Source organism: Salmonella sp. SG203 (genome assembly GCF_013350575.1).
GTDB classification, from domain to species: domain Bacteria; phylum Pseudomonadota; class Gammaproteobacteria; order Enterobacterales; family Enterobacteriaceae; genus Salmonella; species Salmonella enterica.
Genome location: NZ_SNMT01000003.1, coordinates 140,377 through 164,521, shown reverse-complemented (window position 1 = coordinate 164,521; position 24,145 = coordinate 140,377). Strand labels below are relative to the sequence as shown.

Here is a 24,145-nt window from a genome sequence, read left to right as displayed (position 1 = left end):
CTTATCCGGCCTGAAGGATGGCATGTACTACAGGCCAAACGTTACCGCAGTCCCCCGGTCGCCCTTAACAGTAAATCATTTTGCACCTGGGCAGACAGCGGCATTTCGCCGCGTGTATCCAGCATCATCTGACACCACGCTTGCGCCAGCGGCGGCGAGGCATGACGCAGCATTTCCGCTCCGCATCCCAGCAAGAAAAGCTGCTGCGTAATCTCTCTGCCCATTGCTTCGTCCGGTTTGCGTAAACGTTGCTGTAGCTGACGTACCGCGCGGTCGTAATGGCGATCCTGGCCTTTGACTTCCGCAAAAGCCTCACTCAATACGTCATAGACGCCGTGTTGTTTTGTCAGCACCCGAAGTACATCCAGACACATGATATTGCCGGACCCTTCCCAGATACTGTTCACCGGCATTTCACGGTACAGGCGCGGGAGTTCGCTCTCTTCGCAATACCCCATCCCGCCGAGAACCTCCATCGCCTCAGCCACAAAAGGGATTCCCTGCTTACAGATGGCGAATTTCGCCGCTGGCGTGAATAATCGCGCCCATAATGCCTCTTTCGCCTCGCGACGTTGCTCCCAGGCGCGCGCCAGCCGAAACAAAAGCGCCGTCTGCCCCTCCAGGCATAGCGCCATACGACTTAAGGTTTGTCGCATCAACGGTTGTTCGATCAGCGGCTTACCAAAAGCCTGACGCTGATGAGCATGGTAAATCGCGACTGAAAACGCACGCCGCATTAAGCCATGACTCCCGAGCGCGCAGTCAAGACGCGTCATACCGCCCATCTTTAAGATATGCCGAATCCCGTCGCCCTCTTCTCCCAGCCGCCAGCCGACGGCATCCTGAAACTCGACTTCGGCGCTGGCATTAGATCGATTACCGAGTTTATCTTTCAGGCGTTCAAGACGAACAGAGTTCCGTTGCCCGTCTGGCAGGAAACGCGGCACAAAGAAACAGGATAATCCTCCTTTTGCCTGCGCCAGCACGAGGTGCGCATCACTTTGCGGCACAGAGAAAAACCATTTATGTCCCACCAGCCGATATGAATCATCCGCCAGCCGCTCCGCGTGGGTCGTATTACTGAGTACGTCCGATCCGCCCTGCTTTTCCGTCATTCCCATGCCGATAAGCAGGCCCCGTTTTTGCCCGCCCGGCAGCAAATGCGAATCGTAGCGATCGCTGCGCAGCGGCACCAGCCAGTCATGGAAAGTGGCGGGAAGCATCTGCAATAGCAACGGTGTCGCGGCAAAGGTCATCGTGACAGGACAGAGTGTTCCCGCTTCTACCTGAGCATGTAATACAAAACGCGCCGCCCGGGCGACAAAACTTCCCGCCCTTGCCTCCTCCTCCCAGGCCAGGTTATGTACCCGATTAGCGCAAAGCCCCTGCATCAACAGGTGCCAGGCGGGATGAAAGCGAACGTCATCCAGACGCTGTCCCTGGGGATCGTAACGTAGCAACTCAGGAGGATGCGCGTTCGCCAGACGCCCCAGTTCCAGTGATTCTGCCGTTCCCAGTTGTTGGCCAATGCTGGCGAGAAGATCGCTATCCCATCCCGCGCCTTCCCGGGAAACCGCTTCACACAGCGCGCCATCAGACAGGAATAAGTTACTGTTATTGAGCGGAGCAGGTTGATTAAAGACGGTATGTGTTTGCCAGGACATGGTGTCTCCCTCCTTCAATGGCGCTGAAGTCAAGTATGGTCATGACTGCGCCATTGACGCCGGAGCAAGATCACAAAAGTATGATTAACCGGCAATATAATGTGGGACGAAACGGGAAGTGTCTTTGGTAATTAGCGTATTGTCCTCGCGAATCCCCATCCCGGAGGCTTCATCGTCAATGATCCAACTGCCAATCAGCGTATAGCTATCGCCAAAGCGCGGCAAAGGCTGAAACGCCTGGTAAATCATCGGCTCGTCAGCGTAGTCGCCGTCGGCATGATCGATAACATTTTGCCGCTCGTCAAAAATCGTGACGTTGCCGCCTTCACGTGAATAAATCGGCTTCCGCACGCTGCTTTCACCTGGCACTGCGAGCGATTTTTCGCCCTCAAACCAGGCCGGCAGCAGATTCGGATGGCCAGGGAAAAAGCGCCACAATAACGGCAACAGCCCTTTGTTACTCAGAATACTTTTCCACAATGGCTCAATCCATTGCTCACGACGTTTTCGCAACAGCGGGCCGTTGTCGTCGCGCATCATCCACTCCAGCGGGTAGAGCTTAAAGGCGCGGCGAATCACGTTATCGTCCAGATCGGTCAGCACGCCGCCTACGCCAAGCCCCAGTTCTTCAATATAGATAAATCGCGTTTCCTGCCCCGCCTGCTGCGCGCAATCCTGAAGGTACAGCACCGTCGTACGATCTTCGTCGGTATCTTCACAACAGCAAAAGTAGAGTGGTTCCCGACTGTACAGCTCGCTGAAGCGGGCGATCAGCCGCTCCTGTATCGCGTTGTATTGATCGGCATCACGCGGGATGGCGCCGCTACGACGAGCATCCTCCAGCCATAGCCATTGAAAGTAGGAGGACTCATAGAGCGACGTCGGCGTATCCGCGTTGTATTCCAGCAATTTAACCGGATCTTTGCCGCACCAGACGAAATCCATCCGCCCGTAAAGCGAAGGATCGCGGCTGCGCCAACTTTCGGCGATGACATCCCAGTACAATGGCGGGATCGCCAGCTGCTGCATGATCTGCTCATCCCGGACGGCCCGCTCGACAACCTCCAGACACATCTGATGAAGCTCTGCGGTCGGTTTTTCGATCTGTTCTTCAATTTGCCGTAATGTAAAACGGTAGGCCCGGCTTTCATCCCAGTAAATTTCGTTATCGATAACATGAAAGTCAAAACCGTGATCGCAGGCGATCTTATCCAGATCCCGGCGTACCGGTACGTTATGTCGTAGCATGGTTAGCCTCCCCAGTGTCCGCGGGCGCTGGAAGAACGGCCATAGCCGCCGCGGGAGACGGTGGACGCTTTCCGTGTGATATAACCAGGGCTGGTCGCGGTATCGCTTTTCCCTGTGCCGCTGCGCCACGCATAGTCGCCGGATGTGGTGCGCCAGACGGGACGGGAGACATAAGATGAACCGCCGCTGCTATAGATGTATTGTTCATCACGGTTCTGACGAATCGCGCGGCTGAGTAAAAAGCCGCTTAATACCGGAACCCAGCTCCGCTCGGTGATATCAAAGTAGCAATCGCCAAACTGCGACTGACAGCGCTCCTGCGTCAATTGCTTAGGCACATTAGCGTAAAATTCTGTTTTCGCATTATTCCAGCCGTCAGCGCAAACGCTGGCGCTATTGCCATCGTCAATACAGTCGTTCACCGTGGCGTAAAACGTCCCATCGCCGTCGTTGTCACTATTGCTGCCGTCACCGTACCCTTTCAGGAGAAAAAAGGCCGCTCCGCCCATAATCGCCAGCGTCAGGTATTTTGGCGTGTAGCGATTTCGTTGCCGCTCAAAGGGATTGACCGGTTCGGCTATTCGTCTTATTGCCGAATGGCCTACGCCGGATGTGCTTCTGGATTTTCGTTTTTTTGCCATGATCTTCCGTTACCATGTCATACAGGCAGCGTTAAAAATACCGCCAGCCAGCGCTGCGGTTCCCATAAATAGCCCCGCCGCCACGTTGTGATGAATAATTTTTTCGCTCAGCGTAGGCATGTATAACCTTACGCAACCATAAATCAGCAGTTGAATCACCAGCGCAATGCCGCCCCAGGCAAAATAGTCCGGGATACTGACCGAGTTTATCGCCGCGCTGGATAAGGGGATGACATAGCCCAGCAACGTACCACTAAAGGCCAGCGATGCCGCAGTATTGTTATTTTTTATCAGCTGCCATTCATTATGCGGCGTTATCTTTGAGTAAATAAAAAGAAATACAATGACCATTGCCGCGCCAATAAAAAAATAGGCGCAGAAAGCCAGTAATGCGTCCAGTATATGCATAATTTCCCTGTATGTGCTTAACCAATAACCGTCAGTGAAGTGAGCGGGATATCCACGCCGAGGGCGCGTGAAAACACCCATTCAGGCTCACCGCGCTCATTAAATGATTCTTCCCCGTTCAATAGAAGATACTCCCAGGCGTCATCCGTCACCTGGCGCTGGAAGCCCATCGTAAAATTGTGAACGTCCCATTTCTCTGCCTGCTGATTTTCAACCTTTTCCAGCATGTAGACAGGTTCAATATTGCCCGGCTCTTCATGGTTAAAAAAACGCTGCCAGCGCCGTTCTTGCCAGTTGAGCGTCATCGGCCCTATTGCCGCTGGCGCAATGGCTGAACGCCAGTGACGTTCCTCGTTAATACCGAAACTTTCCTCATATACAAAGAGTTTGATGTCATCAATGTCGTCAACATCCGTGCCGCCAGTGGTGTTAATTTGTAGAAACTCATCGCCAGAGGTGTAGTAGCGAAAAATCTGACTGCCGCCGCCTAAATCTATACGACTCGCTGCCGCGACAGTGTATTTTTCACCCGGTAGCGCCACCAGCAACGACGACTCCAGTAGCCGAAATGCCAGCGTATCCAGCGTGAAACCGGCGTTAAGATGTAATCCTAATGGTCCGCGAATCGGCGCTGGCGCGCTTGTTTTACCGAGCAAACGCTGAAAAAATTGCATCATAGGGGAACCTCTATCTCTTGCCATGCGACCTCTTCAGCCAGAATGCGATTATTACCGACCAGATGTAGCCACATACCGCCTCTGACTTCAGTTGAAATCACCGGATTCAATTCCATACCACGACCATTCTTGCAGTGACTGATCCCCAGCACCGTCGCGTCATGATGAAGCTTCATATAACGCATTAGCGCGCCGTATCGCATAGGCGCGACAGAAGCCGGGACAGGCAGCGCGAATCCGGTATCGCCCAGCATCGGATTCATAATGGAAGCGACAGATTGCGATGATCCTGGGTCCTGAATGGAACGGGAAAGTTGTTCAGCGGAAAGGTTACGGACTATCTCCATGCGCGGGCAGTGGGTTTCCAGTAATCCGGCATAACGCTCGTCTTCCAGATAAACCACAATATGGCACTGCGCGGGTACATAGTCTGCCAGCGAGAGCGCCGCCGTGAAGGTCTGCTCATCGGTACGAGCGAAAATAATCACGCTCTGGCACTGCTCCAGCCCCATGCGCTGGTGTTCCTGCGGATCGTTAAAGTTGCTGATGCGGATAAAATCCACCCAGTTATTACCCGGCAGCGGATGCTGAATATCTTCCAGTTCGCACAGCAGAACCCGTTCAAAGGCACGCCGCTTGTCATATAGCAGCAATGAGATCATCTTTTCGGTTTGATGACCCCGCCAGCCAATCACCAGCATATGATGGTGTAAATGGCGATAATCGCCCATGCCCGTTATTCCTTTCGCTAACATTCCCTGCACCTGCGCAATCACTTTTCCCATTAACGCGCCGAACAACCCGACGCTAACCGGAATTTGCCACAGCGCGGTGAACAGACGTCCTGGCGCCGTCTGCGGGCTAAGATCGCCAAAACCTAATGTGGAACCCACCACCGAGCAGTAATAGATAAAATCGCTTAACTGGCTCACCAACGCGCTTTCGCGCAACAGGCGCAGCACCAGATAGCAAAGCAGATACTGCCCGATAAACAGGCCCAGCAAAGCGGGCCAGGTCAGTCTGGACAAATGACGCTGGCAGGTTTTGACAATCCACGTAAAGAGCATTATTCGCCTTGTTGACGCTGTAAACGCGCCAACACATCCTGAGCATTGCTTTTATTGGTTGCGCCAATACCGGCCTGCGCCAGTTTTTCATCCAGGTCGCGTCCATCGGCGACTTTTTCCAGCTGCGCGGCGGCATCCAGCCGGGCCTGGCGTTCAGCCTGACGCGTTTGTAAACGTTTAAGCGACTCCGCCGCCGTAGACACATTCGACGCGGCTCCGACGGTCGAGGTCGTCACCGCCTGCTGCGCGCGCTGCATGGCTTCTGTCGCCTTAACCACTTCAAGTTGCTGCTCAAACTGCGCAATCCGCTGGCCTGTCGCCGTTACGGCCTTCTCCACCGCATCGCGAGAGGCTTCCAGATTAGTCAGCACCTGTTCTTCGGCAAGAATGGCATTTTCCAGACGGGCTATTTCTTCCGCCACTTCGTTGAGTAAAGCGGCGTCGACATTCTTACTCATTGCCGCCAACGCCCGTGTTTCAAGGCTGGCTTTACGCTCACGTAAATCATTCAGCTTGTCATGGCTTAGCTTCACCCGCGCCAATAAATCCACTCTGGATTTACCCGCTTTATCCAGCTCGGCTTTTGCGTCGCGAATATGCTGCTCCAGCATACGTACACCCTGTGCTTCATCAATGGCTTCCTCTGCCTGAGCAACGAATGATTTACCTAACGTGAACAAACTTTTTAAAATTCCCATGTAAGCCGCCTGTATTATTCCTGTGAATAGACTTGTGTTATTTCAGCGATATCCAACGCATTTTCTACAAGCGTGGTGATTTCCAGCATCACGTCGGCAAGCGACGAATTTAACGACAGCGCGCCAAAAGCGACATAATATTCCTCCTGTTTTACCTGGGTAATACCGACCGAAGACAGCGGTAAAACCTTCTGATTTCTCAGTAAGAAAAGATTAAATTCCGCGGTATCTCTAATCGTATTTACCGGACAGATATAAGTCTCGATAACTATTTGTTGCGAGGTAAATAAAACCGCCAGTGGTAAATCGCCATAATCATTCATTTTTATTATTAATGAAGATTCATTATTTTCTATATCAATATTTAATTCGGCGATGTTGTTTAATGCATCCGCCAGCGTCCGTGGAGTCCATGCCATATTTTTATCTCTATCTCATTTTTATAAATAAAAGAAATTACAGGGTAGGTTTTGCTTTTTATATTACCAGTCAAAGATAAAAAAAAACCATCCGATTATGGATGGTTTTTTCTTAAAAAATACTATCAGCATCAGGTGCGCTGGCGAACGGCTTCAAACAGACAAATCCCGGTCGCAACAGAGACATTCAGCGACGACACGCTACCGGCCATAGGAATGCTGATCAGCTCATCGCAGTGCTCACGGGTCAGACGACGCATACCTTCACCTTCTGCGCCCATGACCAGCGCCATGCGGCCAGGCATTTTGCTCTGATACAGCGTATGGTCAGCCTCGCCCGCCGTCCCGACAATCCAGATATTCTCTTCCTGCAACATGCGCATCGTGCGCGCCAGGTTGGTGACGCGGATCAACGGCACGCTTTCCGCTGCGCCGCAGGCGACTTTCTTCGCCGTCGCGTTAAGTTGCGCGGAGCGGTCTTTCGGCACGATTACCGCATGTACGCCAGCGGCATCGGCGCTGCGCAGACAGGCGCCAAGATTATGCGGATCGGTGACGCCATCGAGGATCAACAAAAAGGGGCGATCGTGTAATGCGATCAGATCCGGCAGATCGTTTTCCTGATACTGCCGGCCTGGTTTCACACGAGCGATAATGCCCTGATGCACGGCACCGTCGCTTTTCTCGTCGAGATATTGGCGGTTTGCCAGCTGGATAACCACGCCCTGGGACTCAAGGGCGTGAATCAGCGGCAACAGACGTTTATCTTCACGGCCTTTTAAAATAAAGACTTCCTGAAAACGTTCAGGGGCGCGCTCCAGCAGGGCCTGCACTGCGTGGATGCCGTAAATCATTTCGCTCATTAATGTACTCATTGTTTACGTTTTGCCGGGGGCGCTACGCTTGCCCGGCCTACAGATAATTCACCCTCTTCTGTTTGAAGAGGGTATTGCTCACTCTGCCGCTTTTTTCTTCGCCGCACGCTTCGCTTTGGTCGCTGCGGCTATTTTCTGCGTTTTAGCCGATGGCTTTTTTGCTTTTCTCGCGTCTTTCTTCGCTGCTTTCGGCTTCGCTTTTTTCTCGCCGCGGAAGGCGCTATCAGGCTCGAAGTTAACTTTTTTACCTACCTGACGACGTTTACCGGCGTTTTTACTTTCACCTTTTTTCGCTTTTTCACGCGCCGTTTTGCCGACGTTACGCGGTGCGCGCTCGCTGGAGATCAGGCTAAAGTCAATTTTCCGTTCGTCCATATTCACCGCTTCGACGCGTACCTCGACCCGGTCGCCCAGGCGATATGTCTGCCCGCCGGACTCGCCAATCAGACGTTGCCCTACCTGATCGAAGCGATAGTAATCGTTATCCAGTGAGGAAACGTGTACCAGCCCATCGATAAACAGTTCATCAAGACGGACAAAGAAGCCGAAACCGGTGACGCTGGCAATCACGCCCTTAAAGACGTTGCCTACCTGATCCAGCATAAAGTCACATTTCAGCCAGTCGGAGACATCACGCGTCGCTTCATCAGCGCGGCGTTCCGCCATCGAACAGTGCTGGCCGAGCTGCAACATCTCTTCCATCGAGTAGTGATAACCGCCCGTTTCTGTGGTGTTGCCCTTGTTCCCTTGCTCTTTCGCCAGCAGGTACTTAATGGCGCGGTGCAAAGAAAGATCCGGATAGCGGCGAATCGGCGAGGTAAAGTGCGCATAAGACTGCAACGCCAGGCCAAAGTGCCCGCGGTTTTCCGGATCGTAAATCGCCTGCTTCATTGAACGCAGCAGCATAGTTTGCAGCATTTCGGCGTCCGGCCGGTCGGCAATCGATTCAAGCAGTTCGGCATAATCGCGCGGTTCCGGTTTGTTTCCGCCCGGCAGCTCCAACCCCAGCTCCGCCAGTACGGAGCGGAATGAGGTGATCGCTTCGGTGGTGGGCTTATCATGAATACGGAATAACGCCGGCTCTTTAGCTTTTTCGACAAAGCGCGCCGCCGAGATATTCGCCATGATCATGCACTCTTCGATAAGCTTATGCGCGTCATTACGCTGGGTCTGTTCGATACGCTCAATGCGACGATCGGCGTTAAAGATAAACTTCGCCTCTTCGCTCTCAAACGAGATCCCCCCGCGCTCTTCACGCGCTTTATCCAGCACTTTGTAGAGGTTGTGCAGCTCTTCAATATGCTTCACCAGCGGCGCATATTGTTCACGCAGATCCTGATCGCCCTGCAGCATATGCCAGACTTTGGTATAGGTCAGACGCGCATGGGAGCTCATCACCGCTTCATAGAATTTGTAGCCGGTCAGCCGACCTTTCGCCGAGATGGTCATTTCACAGACCATACACAGCCTGTCAACCTGCGGGTTTAGCGAACACAGGCCGTTGGAGAGCACCTCCGGCAACATTGGGACAACCTGTGACGGGAAGTAAACCGACGTGCCGCGATTGCGCGCCTCGCGATCCAACGGCGTTGGCGGCCGTACATAATAGCTCACGTCAGCAATAGCGACCCACAAACGCCAGCCGCCGCCGCGTTTTTTCTCACAGTAAACCGCGTCGTCAAAGTCACGGGCATCTTCGCCATCAATCGTGACCAGCGGCAAATCGCGCAGATCGACACGACCGACTTTCGCCTCTTCCGGCACCTCTTCTTTCAGCCCGGTGACCTGCTGCTCTACCGCCTGCGGCCAGATGTAGGGTATTTCATGGGTACGCAGCGCCATATCAACCGCCATACCGGTGCCCATATTGTCGCCCAGCACTTCGACGATTTTCCCTACCGCTTTAGTACGGCGAGTTGGACGTTGGGTCAGTTCAACCACGACCACGAACCCCATCCGCGCGCCCATGACGTCTTCTGGCGGGATAAGAATGTCGAAGCTGAGACGGCTGTCGTCCGGCACCACAAAGCCGACGCCCGCATCGGTGAAATAACGCCCGACTATCTGACTGGTTTTCGGTACCAGTACACGGACGATACGCGCTTCGCGGCGACCTTTACGATCGGCGCCCAGCGGCTGCGCCAGCACCTGATCGCCATGAATACAGGTTTTCATCTGCTCGCTGGAAAGATACAGATCGTCTTTGCGGCCTTCGACACGTAAGAAACCGTAACCATCACGATGACCGATCACGGTGCCTTTCAGCAGGTCGAGGCGTTCCGGCAGCGCATAGCACTGGCGGCGGGTAAAGACCAGTTGTCCGTCGCGCTCCATCGCGCGCAGGCGACGACGCAAGGCTTCAAGCTGCTCTTCGCCTTCAATATTCAGTTCTACGGCCAGTTCTTCGCGACTGGCCGGTTTTTCACGTTTCGTTAAATGTTCGAGGATAAATTCCCGGCTCGGGATAGGATTCGCGTATTTTTCTGCTTCGCGTTCCTGGAAAGGATCTTGTGACATTGAGGTTCCTCCATTGTCATCTCTAATGAAGTTTACTTCACTCCACCAGTAATAATTTATAAAGCGGTTGATTCTCTTCAACCAAATCGGCAAGCGTGTAGTTATCCAGCTCCTTGAGAAAACTCTGCACGGCCTTAGAAAGCGCCTGTTTCAGACGACAGGCAGGGGTGATGTGGCAAAATTCGCTGCTACAGTTGACCAGTGATAAGGGTTCCAGCTCACGCACCACATCGCCAATACAAATAGTATTAGCCGGTTTACCCAGGCGGATACCGCCATTTTTTCCCCGAACGGCGGTGACAAAGCCCGCCCGGCTAAGCTGATTGATAATTTTGACCATATGATTACGGGACACGCCGTAGACTTCTGTCACCTCAGAAATGCTGGTCATTCGTCCATCTGGTAACGACGCCATATAGATTAGCGCACGTAAGCCGTAATCGGTGAAACTCGTTAACTGCACATCAACCTCAGGAAAAGGGAAAACGGGAAAAATACATTTATATTGATGATAAACCAGCCACAAGCTGTGTCGCTAATTTATTTCAGTTCGGGGAAGGAAAAAAGCGAGGATTTAACACTGTGTCGGATAGCGTAATGGCTTACCCGACACAGCAATGTATCACACTGTTAGCCCGGCAAGCAAAATATCTGCCAGGCGTACCAGATTTACGCGTCGAACGGGTCGCGCAGAATCATCGTCTCAGTACGATCGGGGCCGGTAGAAATAATATCAATCGGCACGCCGGTCAGTTCTTCAATACGCTTGATGTAGTTCAGTGCCGCCTGCGGCAGACCGCTACGATCTTTCACGCCGAAGGTGGATTCAGACCAGCCCGGCATGGTTTCGTAAATCGGCTCTACACCTTTCCAGTCGTCAGCTGCCAGCGGAGTGGTAGTCACTTCGCGGCCATCCGGCATACGATAAGCCACGCAGAGTTTCACCTCTTTCAGGCCATCCAGCACGTCCAGTTTGGTCAGGCAGAAGCCAGACAGGGAGTTCAGCTGTACCGCACGACGAACGGCAACGGTGTCCAGCCAGCCGGTACGACGACGACGGCCGGTAGTGGCGCCGTATTCGTTACCCTGCTTGCAGAGGAACTCGCCGGTTTCATCAAACAGTTCGGTCGGGAACGGACCTGCACCTACACGAGTGGAGTAAGCTTTGAGGATACCCAGAACGTAATCAACATAACGCGGGCCCAGGCCGGAACCGGTCGCCACGCCACCTGCTGTGGTGTTAGAAGAAGTTACGTACGGATAAGTACCGTGGTCGATATCCAGCAGGGTACCCTGCGCACCTTCAAACATGACGAAATCGCCACGCTGACGCGCCTGGTCGAGCAGGTCCGAAACGTCAACAACCATAGAAGTCAGGATGTCGGCAACAGCCATCGTATCATCCAGAACTTTCTGGTAATCAACCGCTTCAACTTTGTAGTAGTTAACCAACTGGAAGTTGTGATATTCCATCACTTCTTTCAGTTTTTCAGCGAAGGTTTCTTTGTCGAAAAGGTCACCAACACGCAGACCGCGACGTGCCACTTTATCTTCATAAGCAGGCCCGATTCCACGACCGGTGGTGCCGATCGCTTTCGCGCCACGCGCTTTCTCACGCGCGTTATCCAGCGCAACGTGATAATCAAGGATCAGCGGACAGGCTTCAGACAGCAGCAGACGCTCACGAACGGGGATGCCACGGTCTTCCAGTTCTTTCATCTCTTTCATCAGCGCGCTCGGAGACAGCACAACACCGTTACCGATGATGCTGGTTACATTCTCGCGAAGAATACCTGATGGAATAAGATGGAGAACGGTTTTTTCACCGTTGATTACGAGAGTATGGCCTGCGTTGTGACCGCCCTGGTAGCGTACAACATATTTAGCCCGTTCAGTCAGAAGATCGACGATCTTTCCTTTACCTTCGTCACCCCATTGGGTGCCCAGTACGACGACGTTGTTACCCATTTTTCAAAATCACCGTTTGCTTAAAAATGGATTCTACCATCGCTTTTTCAGATATACAGCACTTTTTGCACTCAATCTGCGGCAAATCCGACCACTTTTTGCTCAGCCAATCGTTTTCCTCAACATGTAGTAGACCACAACTCCCGCGACCACAAGTCCGCCGCCAAAACGACGTAAAACATTTTCCGGCAGTTGCGCCAGTGCCGAAACCATTTTTTTCCATGCGCCGGGATACAGCATCGGTCCCAGCCCTTCGAGGACTAATACCAGAGCAAGCGCCAACCAGATTGTTGAATTCATTTATCGCCCTTATAAAAGAAAACCACCGGCATCCTTTGGATGCGGTGGTTTTGCTGGTCTAAAACCGCTGACGCTATTTTAGCGTGTCGTCGAACTCGGTGTCTTCATGTAGCGGAAGAAATCGCTGTCCGGGCTCAGTACCATCACGTCCTGATTACCTTCGAAGCTCTTCTCGTAAGCGCGCAGACTACGAATGAACGCGTAGAAATCAGGGTCCTGACTGAACGCGTCGGCAAACAGCTTCGCGGCTTCAGCATCACCTTCACCACGCATGATACGCCCCTGACGCTCGGCTTCCGCCAGAGTTTTCGTCACCTCATAGTCAGCAGCCGCACGCAGTTTTTCCGCTTCTTCCTGACCTTGTGAGCGATGACGACGCGCGACCGCTTCACGCTCGGCGCGCATACGGTTGTAAATCGCCTCAGAAACCTCGGTCGGCAGGTTGATCTGCTTAATACGCACATCGACCACTTCGATACCCAACGCCGCCATACTGTTCGGGTTGATGACCGGTACTTTACCTTTGGTTTCCGCCGTGACGCGTTCCGCCGCTTCGGCAATCGCGTCATCCGCCGCCGGGGTCGCTACTTCATCATCGGTACCGGCTGAACCGGAGTTCAGCGCGTCGCGCACTTCCAGAGTCAGGCGACCACGAGAATCGGTCACGATGTCTTTTACGTCCAGGCGACCAATCTCAGAACGCAAACGGTCCGAGAACTTACGCTTTAACAGCACTTCGGCTTGCGAAATATCGCCGCCGCCGGTCGCCAGATAGTAACGGCTAAAGTCGCTGATACGCCATTTGATGTAGGAGTCGACAATCAGGTCTTTCTTCTCTTTAGTCACAAAGCGATCGGCCTGGTTATCCATCGTCTGGATACGCGCATCAAGCATTTTCACTGATTCAATAAACGGGATCTTAAAGTGCAGACCCGGCGCGTAAACCAATGGTTTGTTCTCATCGTCACGCAGAACTTTACCAAAACGCAGCGTAATGCCGCGCTCGCCCTCTTTGACCACAAAGACGGACATGTAGAGCACTACCAGCACGATGATGATAATCGCAATAACTGACTTACGCATCGTTATTCCCCCTGACGCTGGTAGTCGTTACGCTGCGCATTCGCGCGGCGTTGGTCCATAATATCGCCCTGATTTGAGGACGACGTGTTGCTTGCTCCGCTGGCGTTAGACTTTGTGGACGGCGGCAGGCGCAGCAGGTTGCTGGCGCTATTGTCGCTCTTTGCCGCCGGCGCATTCCCGCCTTTCAGCATCTGATCTAACGGCAGCACCATTAAATTACCGCTCTTGTCGTTAACCAGTACTTTACGGGTATGGCTCAGCACTTTTTCCATCGTTTCAATATACAGACGCTCGCGTGTAATCTGCGGCGCGGCTTTATATTCCGGCAAAATCTTCGCAAACCGGGCGACTTCACCCTGCGCTTCCAGGATAGTCTGGGTTTTATAGGCGCGTGCCTCTTCCAGAATACGCTGCGCCTGACCGTTGGCGCGCGGCTGAACTTCGTTGGTATACGCTTCCGCTTCACGAATGTACTGCTGCTCGTTTTCACGTGCGGCAATCGCGTCGTCAAAGGCGGCTTTCACCTCTTCCGGCGGACGCGCAGCCTGGAAGTTCACGTCCAGCAGGGTAATCCCCATGTTGTACGGTTTGATAGTCTCTTCCAGCTCGCGTTGGGTATCGCTACGAATAACGGTACGGCCTTCGGTCAGGATGCGATCCATCGTGTATTTACCAATAACGCCACGCAGCGCGCTGTCGGTGGCCTGACGCAGGCTATCGTCCGGGCTGGTCACGCTAAACAGATATTTCTGCGGATCGGTGACGCGGTATTGCACGTTCATTTCAACGCGCACGACGTTTTCATCAGACGTCAGCATCACGCCTGACGCCGCCAGTTCGCGCACCGCTTCGACGTTCACCGGCGTAACGTCGTCAATAAATGTCGGCTTCCAGTTCAGACCTGGCTCTACCAGATGGCTGAATTTACCAAAACGCGTCACAACGCCGCGCTCGGCTTCTTTAATGGTATAAAAACCGCTGGCCGCCCAGATAATGACTACTGCCGCCGCGGCGATGGCGACAATACGGCCTCCCAGTTGCGGACGCGGGCCTTGCGATGAGCTACCGCCGCCGGAACCGGTGCCTTTACCGCCCCCAAAACCACCGAGTTTTTTACTCAGCTTACGGAAGATATCATCCAGATCGGGAGGTCCCTGATCGCGGCCACCTTTGTTTCCATTTCCCCCAGAGTTGCTGCCAGGTTTGCTGCTTCCCCACGGGTCGCGGTCCTGTCCGTTATTACCGGGCTGATTCCACGCCATGTTTGTGCTCCATATTTGTTATGCGGTGATCCCCGTTGTCTTTCGACCTCAGAGGATAAGGCGAAATTACTCCATGCTTCAGACGAACCGCCGTTACAGACATCATCTTTCAGGCTACGTCCTGAGTGGCGGCTTTTTTACCCCAGGTCACTTCGTTGTGAGCTCCTGAGATTCTCTCAGCTACCGCTTCAATACGACCTGAATGACTTCGCGTCTAGATCACGTATTCGATCAACGCCGGTTCTTGTTTACAGAGGCGACGCCAGTCGACAATCGGCATTCGTACCTGCAGACTGACGCTACCGTCTTCCTCCATCCACTCTTTTTCTATTGCCTGAAGCTGATAAAACCGGCTTCTCAGACGCCCTTCCTGCGGCGGCAAACGCAGCGTATGCTGCGCCACCTCGCCGGAAAGACGCTCCGTCAAAGCCTGAAAAAGCTGTGGTATCCCCACGCCGCTTTGCGCTGAAAGCCAAACGCGGATGGGTTTATTCTCTTCATCTCTGTCGATACGCGGTTCAAAGTCGTCCAGCATATCGATTTTGTTCATCACCATTAAGGTGGGGATTTCGTGAGCGTCAATCTCTTCGAGAACGGTGTTTACCGCCTCGATGTTTTCCTGCACACGAACATCCGCCGCATCGACCACATGCAGCAGCAGCGTCGCCTGACGCGTCTCCTGCAGGGTAGCTTTAAAGGCAGCCACCAGATCGTGCGGTAAATGGCGGATAAAGCCTACCGTATCCGCCAGAACGGTTTCACCGACATCCGCTACATCAATACGACGTAACGTGGGGTCCAGCGTCGCAAATAGCTGATCTGCCGCATAGACCCGCGCTTCAGTGATCTGATTAAAAAGGGTGGATTTTCCGGCGTTGGTATAGCCCACCAGCGATACCGTCGGAACGTCGGCCTTGATGCGCGACTGCCGCCCCTGCTCACGTTGCTTCTCAACTTTCTCCAGGCGCGACTGAATCTGCACAATGCGATTACGCAGTAAACGACGGTCGGTTTCGAGCTGGGTTTCACCCGGACCGCGCAAACCAATCCCGCCTTTCTGACGTTCAAGGTGGGTCCAGCCACGCACCAGACGCGTAGCCAGATGGCGTAGCTGCGCCAGCTCAACCTGCAACTTACCTTCATGGGTACGCGCACGTTGGGCAAAAATATCTAAGATAAGACCGGTGCGATCGATAACCCGGCACTCGCACAAACGCTCCAGGTTTCGCTCCTGGGCTGGACTCAATGCATGATCAAACAATACGACCGCTGCGCCAGTCGCTTTCACGGCTTCCGCAATTTCAACTGCCTTACCTTCACCTACAAAGTACTTCGGGTGCGGTGCTTTACGGCTACCGGTAATCACCTGCATTGCTTCGACACCGGCGGAAGAGACCAGAGATTCAAACTCCTGGAGGTCTTCCATATCTTTGTCTTGCGAAAAATAGATGTGTACCAGTACCGCCTGCTCACCGGCATCATAACGGTCAAACAAGCGTAAACCCTCTTAATAACCAGCGGGGGCGATTATCCGACGCCCCCGACATGGATAAACAGCGCGTGAACTTATTCAGTCTCTTCGCTGTCCTGTTGCGCAGTAGAACCCTGCGCGTTGCTACCGTGATGGTAGTTATTGCTGGCGCCGCCACCGGCATTGTTGCTGTGATGGGAAACCGGGCGAGACGGGACAACAGTAGAAATCGCGTGCTTATAAACCATCTGGCTGACCGTGTTCTTCAACAGGATCACGAACTGATCAAAGGACTCGATTTGACCTTGCAGCTTAATACCATTCACCAAATAAATAGAAACTGGAACACGTTCCCGACGCAATGCGTTCAGGAACGGATCTTGTAAAGATTGCCCCTTAGCCATTCTCTTTTCCTTATATGCTTATTTGTACTTTGAACCTTTCGATTCTGAAAAATTGCGCACGATACGTCTCAATTGTACACATTCAGTCTGCGATAGCACCAACAACCTGTAATACTTCTTTTCGCGCCCGATCGGGATTCTCACTGTCAAGCCAGCGCACCCCTTCCCAACCGCGCAACCAGGTCATCTGGCGCTTCGCCAACTGTCTCGTGGCGCAAACACCTCTATAAACCATTTCATCATATGAGATTTCGCCCTCAATGTATGACCACATCTGGCGGTATCCCACACAACGGATGGAAGGCAAGTCCGTATGCAAATCTCCTCGGGCAAAAAGCGCCCGGACTTCTGCTTCAAAACCTGAAGCCAACATCTGATGAAAACGCAGTTCAATGCGCTGATGGAGCAGTTCACGGCTCGCCGGGGCGATAGCGAACTGATGCACCTGGTACGGTAGCGCGTCTCCTGACGTTTGCGTTAGCTCCGTTAAAGTTTTACCCGAAATGAAAAAAACTTCCAGTGCCCGGGAAAGTCTTTGCGGATCATTTGGATGAATTCGCGCGGCGGCAACCGGATCTATCTCCTGAAGTTGCTGATGCAACGCCTCCCATCCAAGCTCCGCTGCTTGCTGCTCTATCCGGGATCTGACTTCCGGATCTGCTGAAGGCAGCGGCGATAACCCTTCCAGCAATGCCTTAAAATACAGCATGGTACCGCCCACTAACAGCGGGATACGCCCCGCAGCGGTGATCTCCGCCATTTGCGCTAACGCGTCGCGGCGAAAATCCGCCGCCGAATACGCCTGCGACGGGTCGCGTATATCTAACAGTCGATGCGGCGCCGCTTTCAGCTCATCGGCATTCGGCTTAGCCGTGCCAATATCCATTCCCCGATAAATGAGGGCGGAATCAACGCTTATCAACTCTACTGGCAAAACTTTACGCAGTTCTATCGCCAGCGCCGTTTTGCCGGAGGCCGTCGGCCCCATCAAAAATATCGCCTTAGGCAGGCTCGCCTTGCTTACATCATTCATGCTTCAGGGCGTTCATCGCCGAATGTAAATCAACAGGTTGTAACAGGCCACCCGGCGGCGCTTTTACCAGCTGCGGACATAGCCGCTCAACATCCGCCAGCAGCGATATGGCCTGCGCCATCGACCACTGCGGATGTTCGCTCTGCACATTACGCGCTATCCATTGTGCAATATTGACCGTTGCAAATGTGGTCTGCTGCGCCAGGTAGCCTATCAGTTCAGGAATCAAGATTTGTAAATTTTGTTGTCGTAAGGGTAAAGGCACCGCCCGAATGGTCACATGCTGCGCATCTGACTGAAATTCAATACCCAATTCTCCCAACAAAGATTGGGCTTGTTGCAGCGCGGCTTTTTCATCGGCGCTCACTTTTAAACGCAGCGGAATCAGCAACGGCTGCGCGCAAACCGGACTTTGACCCGGAGTAAGCTGCGCCTGACGCAGCCAACGCTCCGCAACCGGCAGCGACAAGAGCTGGATAGTCCCCGCGTGTTCCAGCAACGCGCAGTCACCGCCGACTATTGTCAGTACGCGACCGAAACTCTGGCTATGTCCGTCAAGCGCGGGCGCAACCGGCTCCGGCGCAGGGCTCGTCGTCGGCGTCTGTAAAAGCGCGCGATAAACCTCGCCCTGCTGCTTCTGATAACCTGGCTGCGCGGGCGGCCAACCACCAGCGGTCTGACGCCCGCCGTTACCGCCCGATGCGCCGCCGGAATAACGCGGTGTCGCGGGCTCGCGCGCCGCAGTTGGCTCGGCGGGTACAGCAAAATGGTTGCGCCCGGCGGCGATACGGTTTTCCGGGACATGCCGCGGCGCTGGCGCAATCTCCTCCAGCGGCAGCGTCGTTTCCGTCTGCTGTTGTAGAACGCTCAGCACCCCTTGATAGATGAAGTCGTGCACCAGCCGCGATTGATGAAAACGCACTTCGTGCTTGGCGGGATGAACATTGACATCCACCTGATGCGGGTCAATCTCCAGATACAACACAAACGCAGGCTGTTGGTCCGCGCCCAGTTTATCTTCACAGGCCTGGCGAATGGCATGGTTGATCAAGCGGTCGCGCATCATGCGGCCATTCACATAACAGTACTGGATCTCCGTTAACGCCGTGGTGGTGTGATTCGGATCGGCGACCCAGCCGCGCAGGGTCAGATCGCCATGCTGCCACTCGATCGCCAGTGCATGTTCGAGAAACGGCGTGCCGCAGATGGCGCCTAACCGGCGCTCTTTTTGCCCGTCCTTTGCGACAGCGCGATACTGCCGTACCAATTTGCCGTTGTGCGACAGGTTAAGCGTGACGTCAAAACGGGCCAATGCAATACGACGGATGATCTCATCGATATGATTAAATTCCGTTTTTTCGGTACGCATGAACTTGCGCCGGGCGGGCGTATTGTAAAAGAGATCCAGAACTTCCAGGGTGGTGCCGACCGGGTGCGCGGCGGGTTTTACCGTCACGTCCATGTCACGCCCTTCCGCATACGCCTGCCAGGCTTCCGCCTGCTCCGCCGTGCGCGACGTTAGCGTCAAACGCGAGACCGAACTGATACTGGCCAGCGCTTCGCCGCGAAATCCCAGACTGATAATCGCTTCCAGATCGTCAAGCGAGGCGATTTTACTGGTGGCATGACGGGCCAGCGCCAGCGCCAGCTCCTCTTTTTTAATGCCGCAGCCATTGTCGCGAATACGAATAAGCTTCGCGCCGCCACGCTCGATATCAATATCAACGCGGGTAGCGCCTGCATCCAGACTATTCTCTACCAGCTCTTTAACAACCGACGCAGGGCGTTCCACCACTTCGCCAGCGGCGATTTGGTTCGCGAGCTGCGGCGGCAGAACCTGAATCGGCATGAAATCTCCTTAATTCGCGGCGGTTATGGCGCCAGGCTGGTTGGTACTGGCCGTCTGGCCTGGGCCGCCCTGCGGCGCAGACTGGATCGGATGCGCTGCAAAGTACTTACGCAACCCCCGGTATATAGCGTCAGCAATCTGCTGCTGATAGCGGTCGCTCGCCAGCAATCGCTCTTCGCCGTGATTACTGATAAAGCCCGTCTCCACCAAAATGGACGGGATATCCGGCGAACGCAACACGCCCAGGCTCGCGTGTTCCGGGCGACGTTTATGCAACGACCCCACACCATCCAGTTGGCTTAGCACGTTCGTCGCCACATCATACCCTACCCGCTGCGAATGACCGAATTGCAAATCCAGTACCGCCTGGCTCAGGTAAGGGTCTGACTGACTGTTCGCCAGCACATCGCCAGCGCCGCCTAACAGTTCGGATTGCTTCTCATGCTGCTCAAGCCAGTTTGCCATTTCGCTGTTCGCGCGACGATTGGACAATACCCAGACGGAGGCGCCGGTGGCGTCGCGATTTGGCGCGGCATCCGCATGAATAGAGACAAGGAAGTTGGCGTTTTGCTTACGCGCCACGTCAGACCGCCCCATCACCGAAATAAAATAGTCGCCGTCACGCGTCAGCACGCCTTTAAACATCGGATCGTTATTCAGTAATGTGCGTAACTTACGCGCGATGGCGATGGTGACATTTTTCTCGCGCGTACCGCCCGGACCTATTGCGCCGGGGTCCTGACCTCCATGCCCGGCATCAATAGCAATCACCACTTTATCGCCAGCGCCTGCTGACGCGCGCGCCGCAGGCCGCGTAACGGTATTGCTGCTGGTTACGCCGGTCAGGCGATCATCAGAAGATTTAAACGGATTACGGGCAGGCTCCGTCGGGCGGGGCGCGCTTTCAACCCGTTTCGCGACGACAGGCGGTGGTGGTGGCGGCGGAACATCGGCATTAATGGTGAAAATGACCGTATAGTTGCCGCCGTTTTGCCGCTTCACAGCCTCGGTTTTACCATTTTCCGTCAGATCGACAAGCAACCGTAAAGATTGCGCATCTTTCGGCGTTCCGGCACGGATCGTTTTCACCAGATTGTTACCGCTAAACTGAAGCGGCAGCCCCTGAATCACGCCGGTCTGCCTGATATCCAGCGCCACGGTACGTTTACCGTCCTGTGAGTAAGCATATTCCGGCTCGCCGATAAAACTCAGCGTAATGCGCGCCTGCTGCTCGCCGTTGGACACCTGAATATCAGAGAGACTGGCGGCGCCCGCCTGCGCGCACAGCAGGATTAAGGCTGCTATTACGGCATTTTTGATGCGATAAATCATCCCGCCACCTTTATAGCTAATCGGCTAAACGCGCCAGTAACGAATGACCCGATGAGGATACCGCGCTTACGCGAGCCTCACGCCCCTGCGCCTGGTAATCAATATGGATTTCGACGTCCGGGTCGGGGAGAACGCCTTTACCTTGTTGCGGCCACTCCACCAGACAAATGGCGTCGTTGGCGAAATAATCGCGAATGCCCATAAACTCCAGCTCCTCCGGATCCGCAAGACGGTATAAGTCGAAGTGATATACCATCATGTTATCAAGCGTATAAGGCTCTACCAGCGTATAGGTGGGGCTTTTTACATTACCGTTATGGCCTAACGCCTGTAAAAATCCCCGGCTAAACGTCGTTTTACCGGCACCTAAATCGCCATACAGATAAATAACGGTCGCGCCATCGCAGGCGTTGGCTACCCGTTGCCCCAGGTCTAGCGTCGCCTGTTCGTCAGGTAGCGGAATTACTCGATTCATCATGGTTTACGTCAATCACATCAGGGTTAACAATACGCCGCAGCGTAGTAAAAAGATCGGTCGCCAACATGCCGCGAGCGCCATAACGCGCTGCCAGTAAGTCCGCCGCCGCGCCGTGAGCCACACATCCCACACATGCCGCATCATACGGGGTAAACTTCTGTCCGAGCAATGCGCCGATGATGCCGGACAGGACATCGCCCATCCCGCCGCTCGCCATCCCCGCATTACCAGCGTCAATGATAGCCAGAGGGTGGTGTTCAGCGGCGATAATCGTTCCTGCGCCTTTTAACACGACCACGCCTCCGTACCGTTTTACCAGACGCTGCGCTGAAAGTAAGCGATCACTTTCAATTTCTGCCACAGAACATCCTAACAGGCGGGCTGCCTCTCCCGGATGCGGCGTAATCACGCGATTGTGACGTTTATCAGGATTGATTGCCAGTAGGTTCAACGCATCCGCATCCCACAGCATAGGTTTACGGACGTTTTCTACTTTCTGTAAGGCTTTTTTGCCCCATTCCTGCTGCCCAAGCCCCGGGCCGATCACCACAACGTCAGCCCAGGTCAGGCTCTCTTCCAGCGACTGAGGCGTGAGTTCATGTACCATCAGTTCCGGGCGGGCCGTCAGCAACGGCGCGATGTTTTCACCGCGGGTCAGTACTCTGACCAACCCAGCTCCCGTACGCAGCGCCGCCTCGCCAGCCATCCGAATTGCGCCCGCTGTTCCCTGGTCGCCGCCGATAATCGCCAGACGACCATGATCGCCCTTATGCGAGGTCGGTCGACGCGGCGTTAACCATTGCCCCAACTGCGTCGCGTCAAAACGCCGGAGCGGCGGCGTCTGGCTCGCCAGCCAGCCTTCCAGTCCCAACGCGTCATAATGCAGTATGCCGATAACGTCACGCGCTTTGCCGGTCAGCAGGCCTGGTTTCAGGGCGATAAACGTGACCGTATGCGCGGCGCTTATCACCGCGCCAGGCGTGGCGCCCGTTTGCGCCAACAGGCCTGACGGGATATCGACGGCGACAACCGGCGCAGGATGGGCGTTCGCCTGTTCAATCAGACGGGCTACCGGGGCGCGCGGCGCCTGGGCTATGCCGGTGCCAAGCAGCGCGTCGATAATCAGATCCGTCGCTTCCGGCCAGATAATATCGGCAGCATGGATAATGCCGCCGGCATTCAGCCAGGCATCGCGCGCCTGCGCCGCTTCTTCAGGTAACGGTTTGTCGCTCTCCTGCGCCAGCAACGTTACGCTAATGCCCGCCGCTTGCGCTAGTCGCGCCACGACGTAACCATCGCCGCCGTTGTTGCCATGACCACACAACACCAGCCAGTGTCGGGTGTCAGGATAACTGTCACGGGCTACCCGAAATGCCGCGTCGCCAGCGCGCAGCATCAATTCATAGAGTGTGAGTCCGAAGGCATCCGCCGCATCGCGTTCCAGCCGTTTGATGTCATCGGCGGGCCAAATGGAGTGTGGTATACTTACAGGGTTTTTCTTCATGTTATGGTCCATCATGTCAAAGCCCCTCGATCTCAATCAGTTAGCGCAAAATATTAAGCAGTGGGGGCTGGAGCTGGGCTTTCAGCAGGTCGGTATTACTGATACCGATCTGCGCGCATCCGAACCTGCGCTGCAGGCGTGGCTGGACAAACAATACCACGGCGAGATGGCATGGATGGCGCGCCACGGTATGATGCGCGCCCGGCCTCATGAACTCTTACCCGGTACGCTACGTGTCATCAGCGTGCGCATGAACTATCTGCCCGCCAACGCCGCGTTTGCCAGTACGTTGAAGGATCCCACGCTGGGCTACGTTAGCCGATATGCGCTGGGGCGTGATTATCACAAGCTATTACGCAGCCGCCTTAAAAAACTGGGCGAGCAGATCCAGCAGTACTGCGGTTCGCTGAATTTTAGACCGTTTGTCGACTCTGCGCCTATTCTTGAACGCCCATTAGCGGAAAAAGCCGGACTTGGCTGGACGGGTAAGCACTCACTTATCCTTAATCGGGAGGCGGGCTCATTCTTTTTCCTGGGGGAATTGCTGATTGATTTACCGCTGCCGGTCGACCAGCCGGTCGAGGATGGTTGCGGCAAATGCGTCGCCTGTATGACCATTTGCCCGACCGGGGCGATCGTCGAACCGTATACGGTGGACGCGCGGCGCTGTATTTCTTATCTCACCATTGAGCTGGAAGGCGCTATTCCGGAAGCATTTCGCCCACTGATAGGCAACCGTATTTACGGCTGCGATGACTGCCAGCTTATCTGTCCATGGAATCGTTACTCTCAGTTGACCGACGAAGCAGATTTTAGCCCACGCAAGGCGCTGCATAACCCAGATTTGCTTGAGTTGTTTAGCTGGAGCGAAGCGCAGTTTCTGAAAGTCACTGAAGGTTCTGCGATTCGGCGCATTGGCCATTTACGCTGGCTGCGCAATGTTGCCGTCGCGCTGGGGAATGCGCCGTGGAGTAATGCCGTCATTACGGCGTTGGAAAGCCGCAAGGGTGAGCATCCACTTCTCGATGAGCATATCGAATGGGCGATTGCGCAACAAATTGAAAAGCGCAACGCCTGCATCATTGAAGTGCAGCTACCGAAAAAACAGCGTCTGGTCAGGGTGATTGAAAAAGGGCTGGTGCGCGATGCCTGAATTATTCACAGGCTGTGTATAAAAATAAAAACACATTGCGATTCAAGAGGGAAAAAAGGAACCGTCAATAACGCTAACGTTTTGAAATCTTATT

Annotated in this window: 23 protein-coding genes; 1 reads left to right on the top strand and 22 read right to left on the bottom strand. The window is 54.3% G+C overall.

The window, feature by feature from the left end; all coding sequences use genetic code 11:
• Nucleotides 1-41: 41 nt before the first annotated feature.
• From HV477_RS06795 to nnr, 22 genes are all read right to left on the bottom strand, one after another.
• A complete protein-coding gene (locus HV477_RS06795; protein ID WP_000118970.1) occupies nucleotides 42-1,664 on the bottom strand; it encodes an isovaleryl-CoA dehydrogenase in 1,623 nt (540 codons plus the stop codon).
• Nucleotides 1,665-1,748: 84 nt separating this feature from the next.
• Entirely contained in the window at nucleotides 1,749-2,912 is a 1,164-nt protein-coding gene (locus HV477_RS06790) for a glutathionylspermidine synthase family protein (protein ID WP_021001066.1), read from the bottom strand.
• A 2-nt stretch (nucleotides 2,913-2,914) separates the two neighbouring features.
• A complete protein-coding gene (locus tag HV477_RS06785) occupies nucleotides 2,915-3,553 on the bottom strand; it encodes a DUF1190 domain-containing protein (protein WP_001085605.1) in 639 nt (212 codons plus the stop codon).
• 9 nt (nucleotides 3,554-3,562) lie between these two features.
• Nucleotides 3,563-3,961, bottom strand: a complete 399-nt coding sequence (locus tag HV477_RS06780) for a DUF350 domain-containing protein (RefSeq protein ID WP_000547737.1) — start codon at nucleotides 3,959-3,961, stop codon at nucleotides 3,563-3,565.
• Nucleotides 3,962-3,978: 17 nt separating this feature from the next.
• Nucleotides 3,979-4,662, bottom strand: coding sequence for a YjfK family protein (locus HV477_RS06775; RefSeq protein WP_000090290.1), 684 nt, complete (start codon nucleotides 4,660-4,662; stop codon nucleotides 3,979-3,981).
• On the bottom strand, nucleotides 4,635-5,705 hold the full coding sequence (locus HV477_RS06770) for a potassium channel family protein (RefSeq protein WP_000899675.1): 1,071 nt from the start codon (nucleotides 5,703-5,705) through the stop codon (nucleotides 4,635-4,637). The genes HV477_RS06775 and HV477_RS06770 overlap by 28 nt, the downstream gene beginning before the upstream one ends.
• On the bottom strand, nucleotides 5,705-6,403 hold the full coding sequence (locus tag HV477_RS06765) for a PspA/IM30 family protein (protein WP_000511981.1): 699 nt from the start codon (nucleotides 6,401-6,403) through the stop codon (nucleotides 5,705-5,707). The genes HV477_RS06770 and HV477_RS06765 overlap by 1 nt, the downstream gene beginning before the upstream one ends.
• A 14-nt stretch (nucleotides 6,404-6,417) precedes the next feature.
• A complete protein-coding gene (locus tag HV477_RS06760; RefSeq protein WP_000312611.1) occupies nucleotides 6,418-6,822 on the bottom strand; it encodes a YjfI family protein in 405 nt (134 codons plus the stop codon).
• Between the two features lie 131 nt (nucleotides 6,823-6,953).
• The gene (rlmB, locus tag HV477_RS06755; RefSeq protein WP_001293274.1) at nucleotides 6,954-7,685 is read right to left on the bottom strand and encodes a 23S rRNA (guanosine(2251)-2'-O)-methyltransferase RlmB; all 732 of its coding nucleotides are present in this window, start codon (nucleotides 7,683-7,685) and stop codon (nucleotides 6,954-6,956) included.
• 90 nt (nucleotides 7,686-7,775) lie between these two features.
• Nucleotides 7,776-10,214: a ribonuclease R gene (rnr, locus tag HV477_RS06750; RefSeq protein ID WP_000076361.1), complete on the bottom strand. Its 2,439-nt coding sequence runs from the start codon at nucleotides 10,212-10,214 to the stop codon at nucleotides 7,776-7,778.
• A gap of 37 nt (nucleotides 10,215-10,251) precedes the next feature.
• Complete coding sequence (gene nsrR / locus HV477_RS06745) at nucleotides 10,252-10,677, bottom strand: nitric oxide-sensing transcriptional repressor NsrR (protein WP_001177632.1); 426 nt, start codon at nucleotides 10,675-10,677, stop codon at nucleotides 10,252-10,254.
• 206 nt (nucleotides 10,678-10,883) lie between these two features.
• Complete coding sequence (purA, locus tag HV477_RS06740; protein ID WP_000527976.1) at nucleotides 10,884-12,182, bottom strand: adenylosuccinate synthase; 1,299 nt, start codon at nucleotides 12,180-12,182, stop codon at nucleotides 10,884-10,886.
• 102 nt (nucleotides 12,183-12,284) lie between these two features.
• On the bottom strand, nucleotides 12,285-12,482 hold the full coding sequence (locus tag HV477_RS06735; protein WP_001089290.1) for a DUF2065 family protein: 198 nt from the start codon (nucleotides 12,480-12,482) through the stop codon (nucleotides 12,285-12,287).
• 78 nt (nucleotides 12,483-12,560) lie between these two features.
• Complete coding sequence (gene hflC, locus HV477_RS06730) at nucleotides 12,561-13,565, bottom strand: protease modulator HflC (RefSeq protein WP_001232417.1); 1,005 nt, start codon at nucleotides 13,563-13,565, stop codon at nucleotides 12,561-12,563.
• 2 nt (nucleotides 13,566-13,567) lie between these two features.
• Nucleotides 13,568-14,827, bottom strand: coding sequence for an FtsH protease activity modulator HflK (gene hflK, locus HV477_RS06725; RefSeq protein ID WP_000312505.1), 1,260 nt, complete (start codon nucleotides 14,825-14,827; stop codon nucleotides 13,568-13,570).
• A 214-nt stretch (nucleotides 14,828-15,041) separates the two neighbouring features.
• Nucleotides 15,042-16,322 carry a ribosome rescue GTPase HflX gene (gene hflX, locus HV477_RS06720; protein ID WP_000460338.1) on the bottom strand — a complete coding sequence of 427 codons (1,281 nt, stop codon included), beginning with the start codon at nucleotides 16,320-16,322 and terminating at the stop codon, nucleotides 15,042-15,044.
• 71 nt (nucleotides 16,323-16,393) lie between these two features.
• The gene (hfq, locus tag HV477_RS06715) at nucleotides 16,394-16,702 is read right to left on the bottom strand and encodes an RNA chaperone Hfq (RefSeq protein ID WP_001051875.1); all 309 of its coding nucleotides are present in this window, start codon (nucleotides 16,700-16,702) and stop codon (nucleotides 16,394-16,396) included.
• 82 nt (nucleotides 16,703-16,784) lie between these two features.
• Entirely contained in the window at nucleotides 16,785-17,735 is a 951-nt protein-coding gene (gene miaA, locus HV477_RS06710) for a tRNA (adenosine(37)-N6)-dimethylallyltransferase MiaA (protein WP_001000734.1), read from the bottom strand.
• Complete coding sequence (gene mutL / locus HV477_RS06705) at nucleotides 17,728-19,584, bottom strand: DNA mismatch repair endonuclease MutL (RefSeq protein ID WP_079898741.1); 1,857 nt, start codon at nucleotides 19,582-19,584, stop codon at nucleotides 17,728-17,730. Before mutL ends, miaA begins: the two co-directional genes overlap by 8 nt.
• A gap of 9 nt (nucleotides 19,585-19,593) precedes the next feature.
• Entirely contained in the window at nucleotides 19,594-20,916 is a 1,323-nt protein-coding gene (gene amiB, locus HV477_RS06700; protein ID WP_000640354.1) for an N-acetylmuramoyl-L-alanine amidase AmiB, read from the bottom strand.
• Between the two features lie 16 nt (nucleotides 20,917-20,932).
• On the bottom strand, nucleotides 20,933-21,394 hold the full coding sequence (gene tsaE / locus HV477_RS06695) for a tRNA (adenosine(37)-N6)-threonylcarbamoyltransferase complex ATPase subunit type 1 TsaE (RefSeq protein WP_000981990.1): 462 nt from the start codon (nucleotides 21,392-21,394) through the stop codon (nucleotides 20,933-20,935).
• On the bottom strand, nucleotides 21,366-22,913 hold the full coding sequence (gene nnr / locus HV477_RS06690; protein ID WP_064043010.1) for a bifunctional ADP-dependent NAD(P)H-hydrate dehydratase/NAD(P)H-hydrate epimerase: 1,548 nt from the start codon (nucleotides 22,911-22,913) through the stop codon (nucleotides 21,366-21,368). The genes tsaE and nnr overlap by 29 nt, the downstream gene beginning before the upstream one ends.
• Here nnr and queG point away from each other — a divergent pair.
• The gene (queG, locus tag HV477_RS06685) at nucleotides 22,912-24,051 is read left to right on the top strand and encodes a tRNA epoxyqueuosine(34) reductase QueG (RefSeq protein WP_162785458.1); all 1,140 of its coding nucleotides are present in this window, start codon (nucleotides 22,912-22,914) and stop codon (nucleotides 24,049-24,051) included. The two genes, nnr and queG, sit on opposite strands and share 2 nt — an antisense overlap.
• Nucleotides 24,052-24,145: the final 94 nt, after the last annotated feature.

What these genes read in the sequence shown, in the direction of transcription:
- HV477_RS06795 (WP_000118970.1), bottom strand. Translation starts at nt 1,664, where the DNA reads ATGTCCTGGCAAACACATACCGTCTTTAATCAACCTGCTCCGCTCAAT.
- HV477_RS06790 (WP_021001066.1), bottom strand. Translation starts at nt 2,912, where the DNA reads ATGCTACGACATAACGTACCGGTACGCCGGGATCTGGATAAGATCGCC.
- HV477_RS06785 (WP_001085605.1), bottom strand. Translation starts at nt 3,553, where the DNA reads ATGGCAAAAAAACGAAAATCCAGAAGCACATCCGGCGTAGGCCATTCG.
- HV477_RS06780 (WP_000547737.1), bottom strand. Translation starts at nt 3,961, where the DNA reads ATGCATATACTGGACGCATTACTGGCTTTCTGCGCCTATTTTTTTATT.
- HV477_RS06775 (WP_000090290.1), bottom strand. Translation starts at nt 4,662, where the DNA reads ATGGCAAGAGATAGAGGTTCCCCTATGATGCAATTTTTTCAGCGTTTG.
- HV477_RS06770 (WP_000899675.1), bottom strand. Translation starts at nt 5,705, where the DNA reads ATGCTCTTTACGTGGATTGTCAAAACCTGCCAGCGTCATTTGTCCAGA.
- HV477_RS06765 (WP_000511981.1), bottom strand. Translation starts at nt 6,403, where the DNA reads ATGGGAATTTTAAAAAGTTTGTTCACGTTAGGTAAATCATTCGTTGCT.
- HV477_RS06760 (WP_000312611.1), bottom strand. Translation starts at nt 6,822, where the DNA reads ATGGCATGGACTCCACGGACGCTGGCGGATGCATTAAACAACATCGCC.
- rlmB (WP_001293274.1), bottom strand. Translation starts at nt 7,685, where the DNA reads ATGAGCGAAATGATTTACGGCATCCACGCAGTGCAGGCCCTGCTGGAG.
- rnr (WP_000076361.1), bottom strand. Translation starts at nt 10,214, where the DNA reads ATGTCACAAGATCCTTTCCAGGAACGCGAAGCAGAAAAATACGCGAAT.
- purA (WP_000527976.1), bottom strand. Translation starts at nt 12,182, where the DNA reads ATGGGTAACAACGTCGTCGTACTGGGCACCCAATGGGGTGACGAAGGT.
- HV477_RS06735 (WP_001089290.1), bottom strand. Translation starts at nt 12,482, where the DNA reads ATGAATTCAACAATCTGGTTGGCGCTTGCTCTGGTATTAGTCCTCGAA.
- hflC (WP_001232417.1), bottom strand. Translation starts at nt 13,565, where the DNA reads ATGCGTAAGTCAGTTATTGCGATTATCATCATCGTGCTGGTAGTGCTC.
- hflK (WP_000312505.1), bottom strand. Translation starts at nt 14,827, where the DNA reads ATGGCGTGGAATCAGCCCGGTAATAACGGACAGGACCGCGACCCGTGG.
- hfq (WP_001051875.1), bottom strand. Translation starts at nt 16,702, where the DNA reads ATGGCTAAGGGGCAATCTTTACAAGATCCGTTCCTGAACGCATTGCGT.
- miaA (WP_001000734.1), bottom strand. Translation starts at nt 17,735, where the DNA reads ATGAATGATGTAAGCAAGGCGAGCCTGCCTAAGGCGATATTTTTGATG.
- mutL (WP_079898741.1), bottom strand. Translation starts at nt 19,584, where the DNA reads ATGCCGATTCAGGTTCTGCCGCCGCAGCTCGCGAACCAAATCGCCGCT.
- amiB (WP_000640354.1), bottom strand. Translation starts at nt 20,916, where the DNA reads ATGATTTATCGCATCAAAAATGCCGTAATAGCAGCCTTAATCCTGCTG.
- tsaE (WP_000981990.1), bottom strand. Translation starts at nt 21,394, where the DNA reads ATGATGAATCGAGTAATTCCGCTACCTGACGAACAGGCGACGCTAGAC.
- queG (WP_162785458.1), top strand. Translation starts at nt 22,912, where the DNA reads ATGTCAAAGCCCCTCGATCTCAATCAGTTAGCGCAAAATATTAAGCAG.
- nnr (WP_064043010.1), bottom strand. Translation starts at nt 22,913, where the DNA reads ATGATGGACCATAACATGAAGAAAAACCCTGTAAGTATACCACACTCC.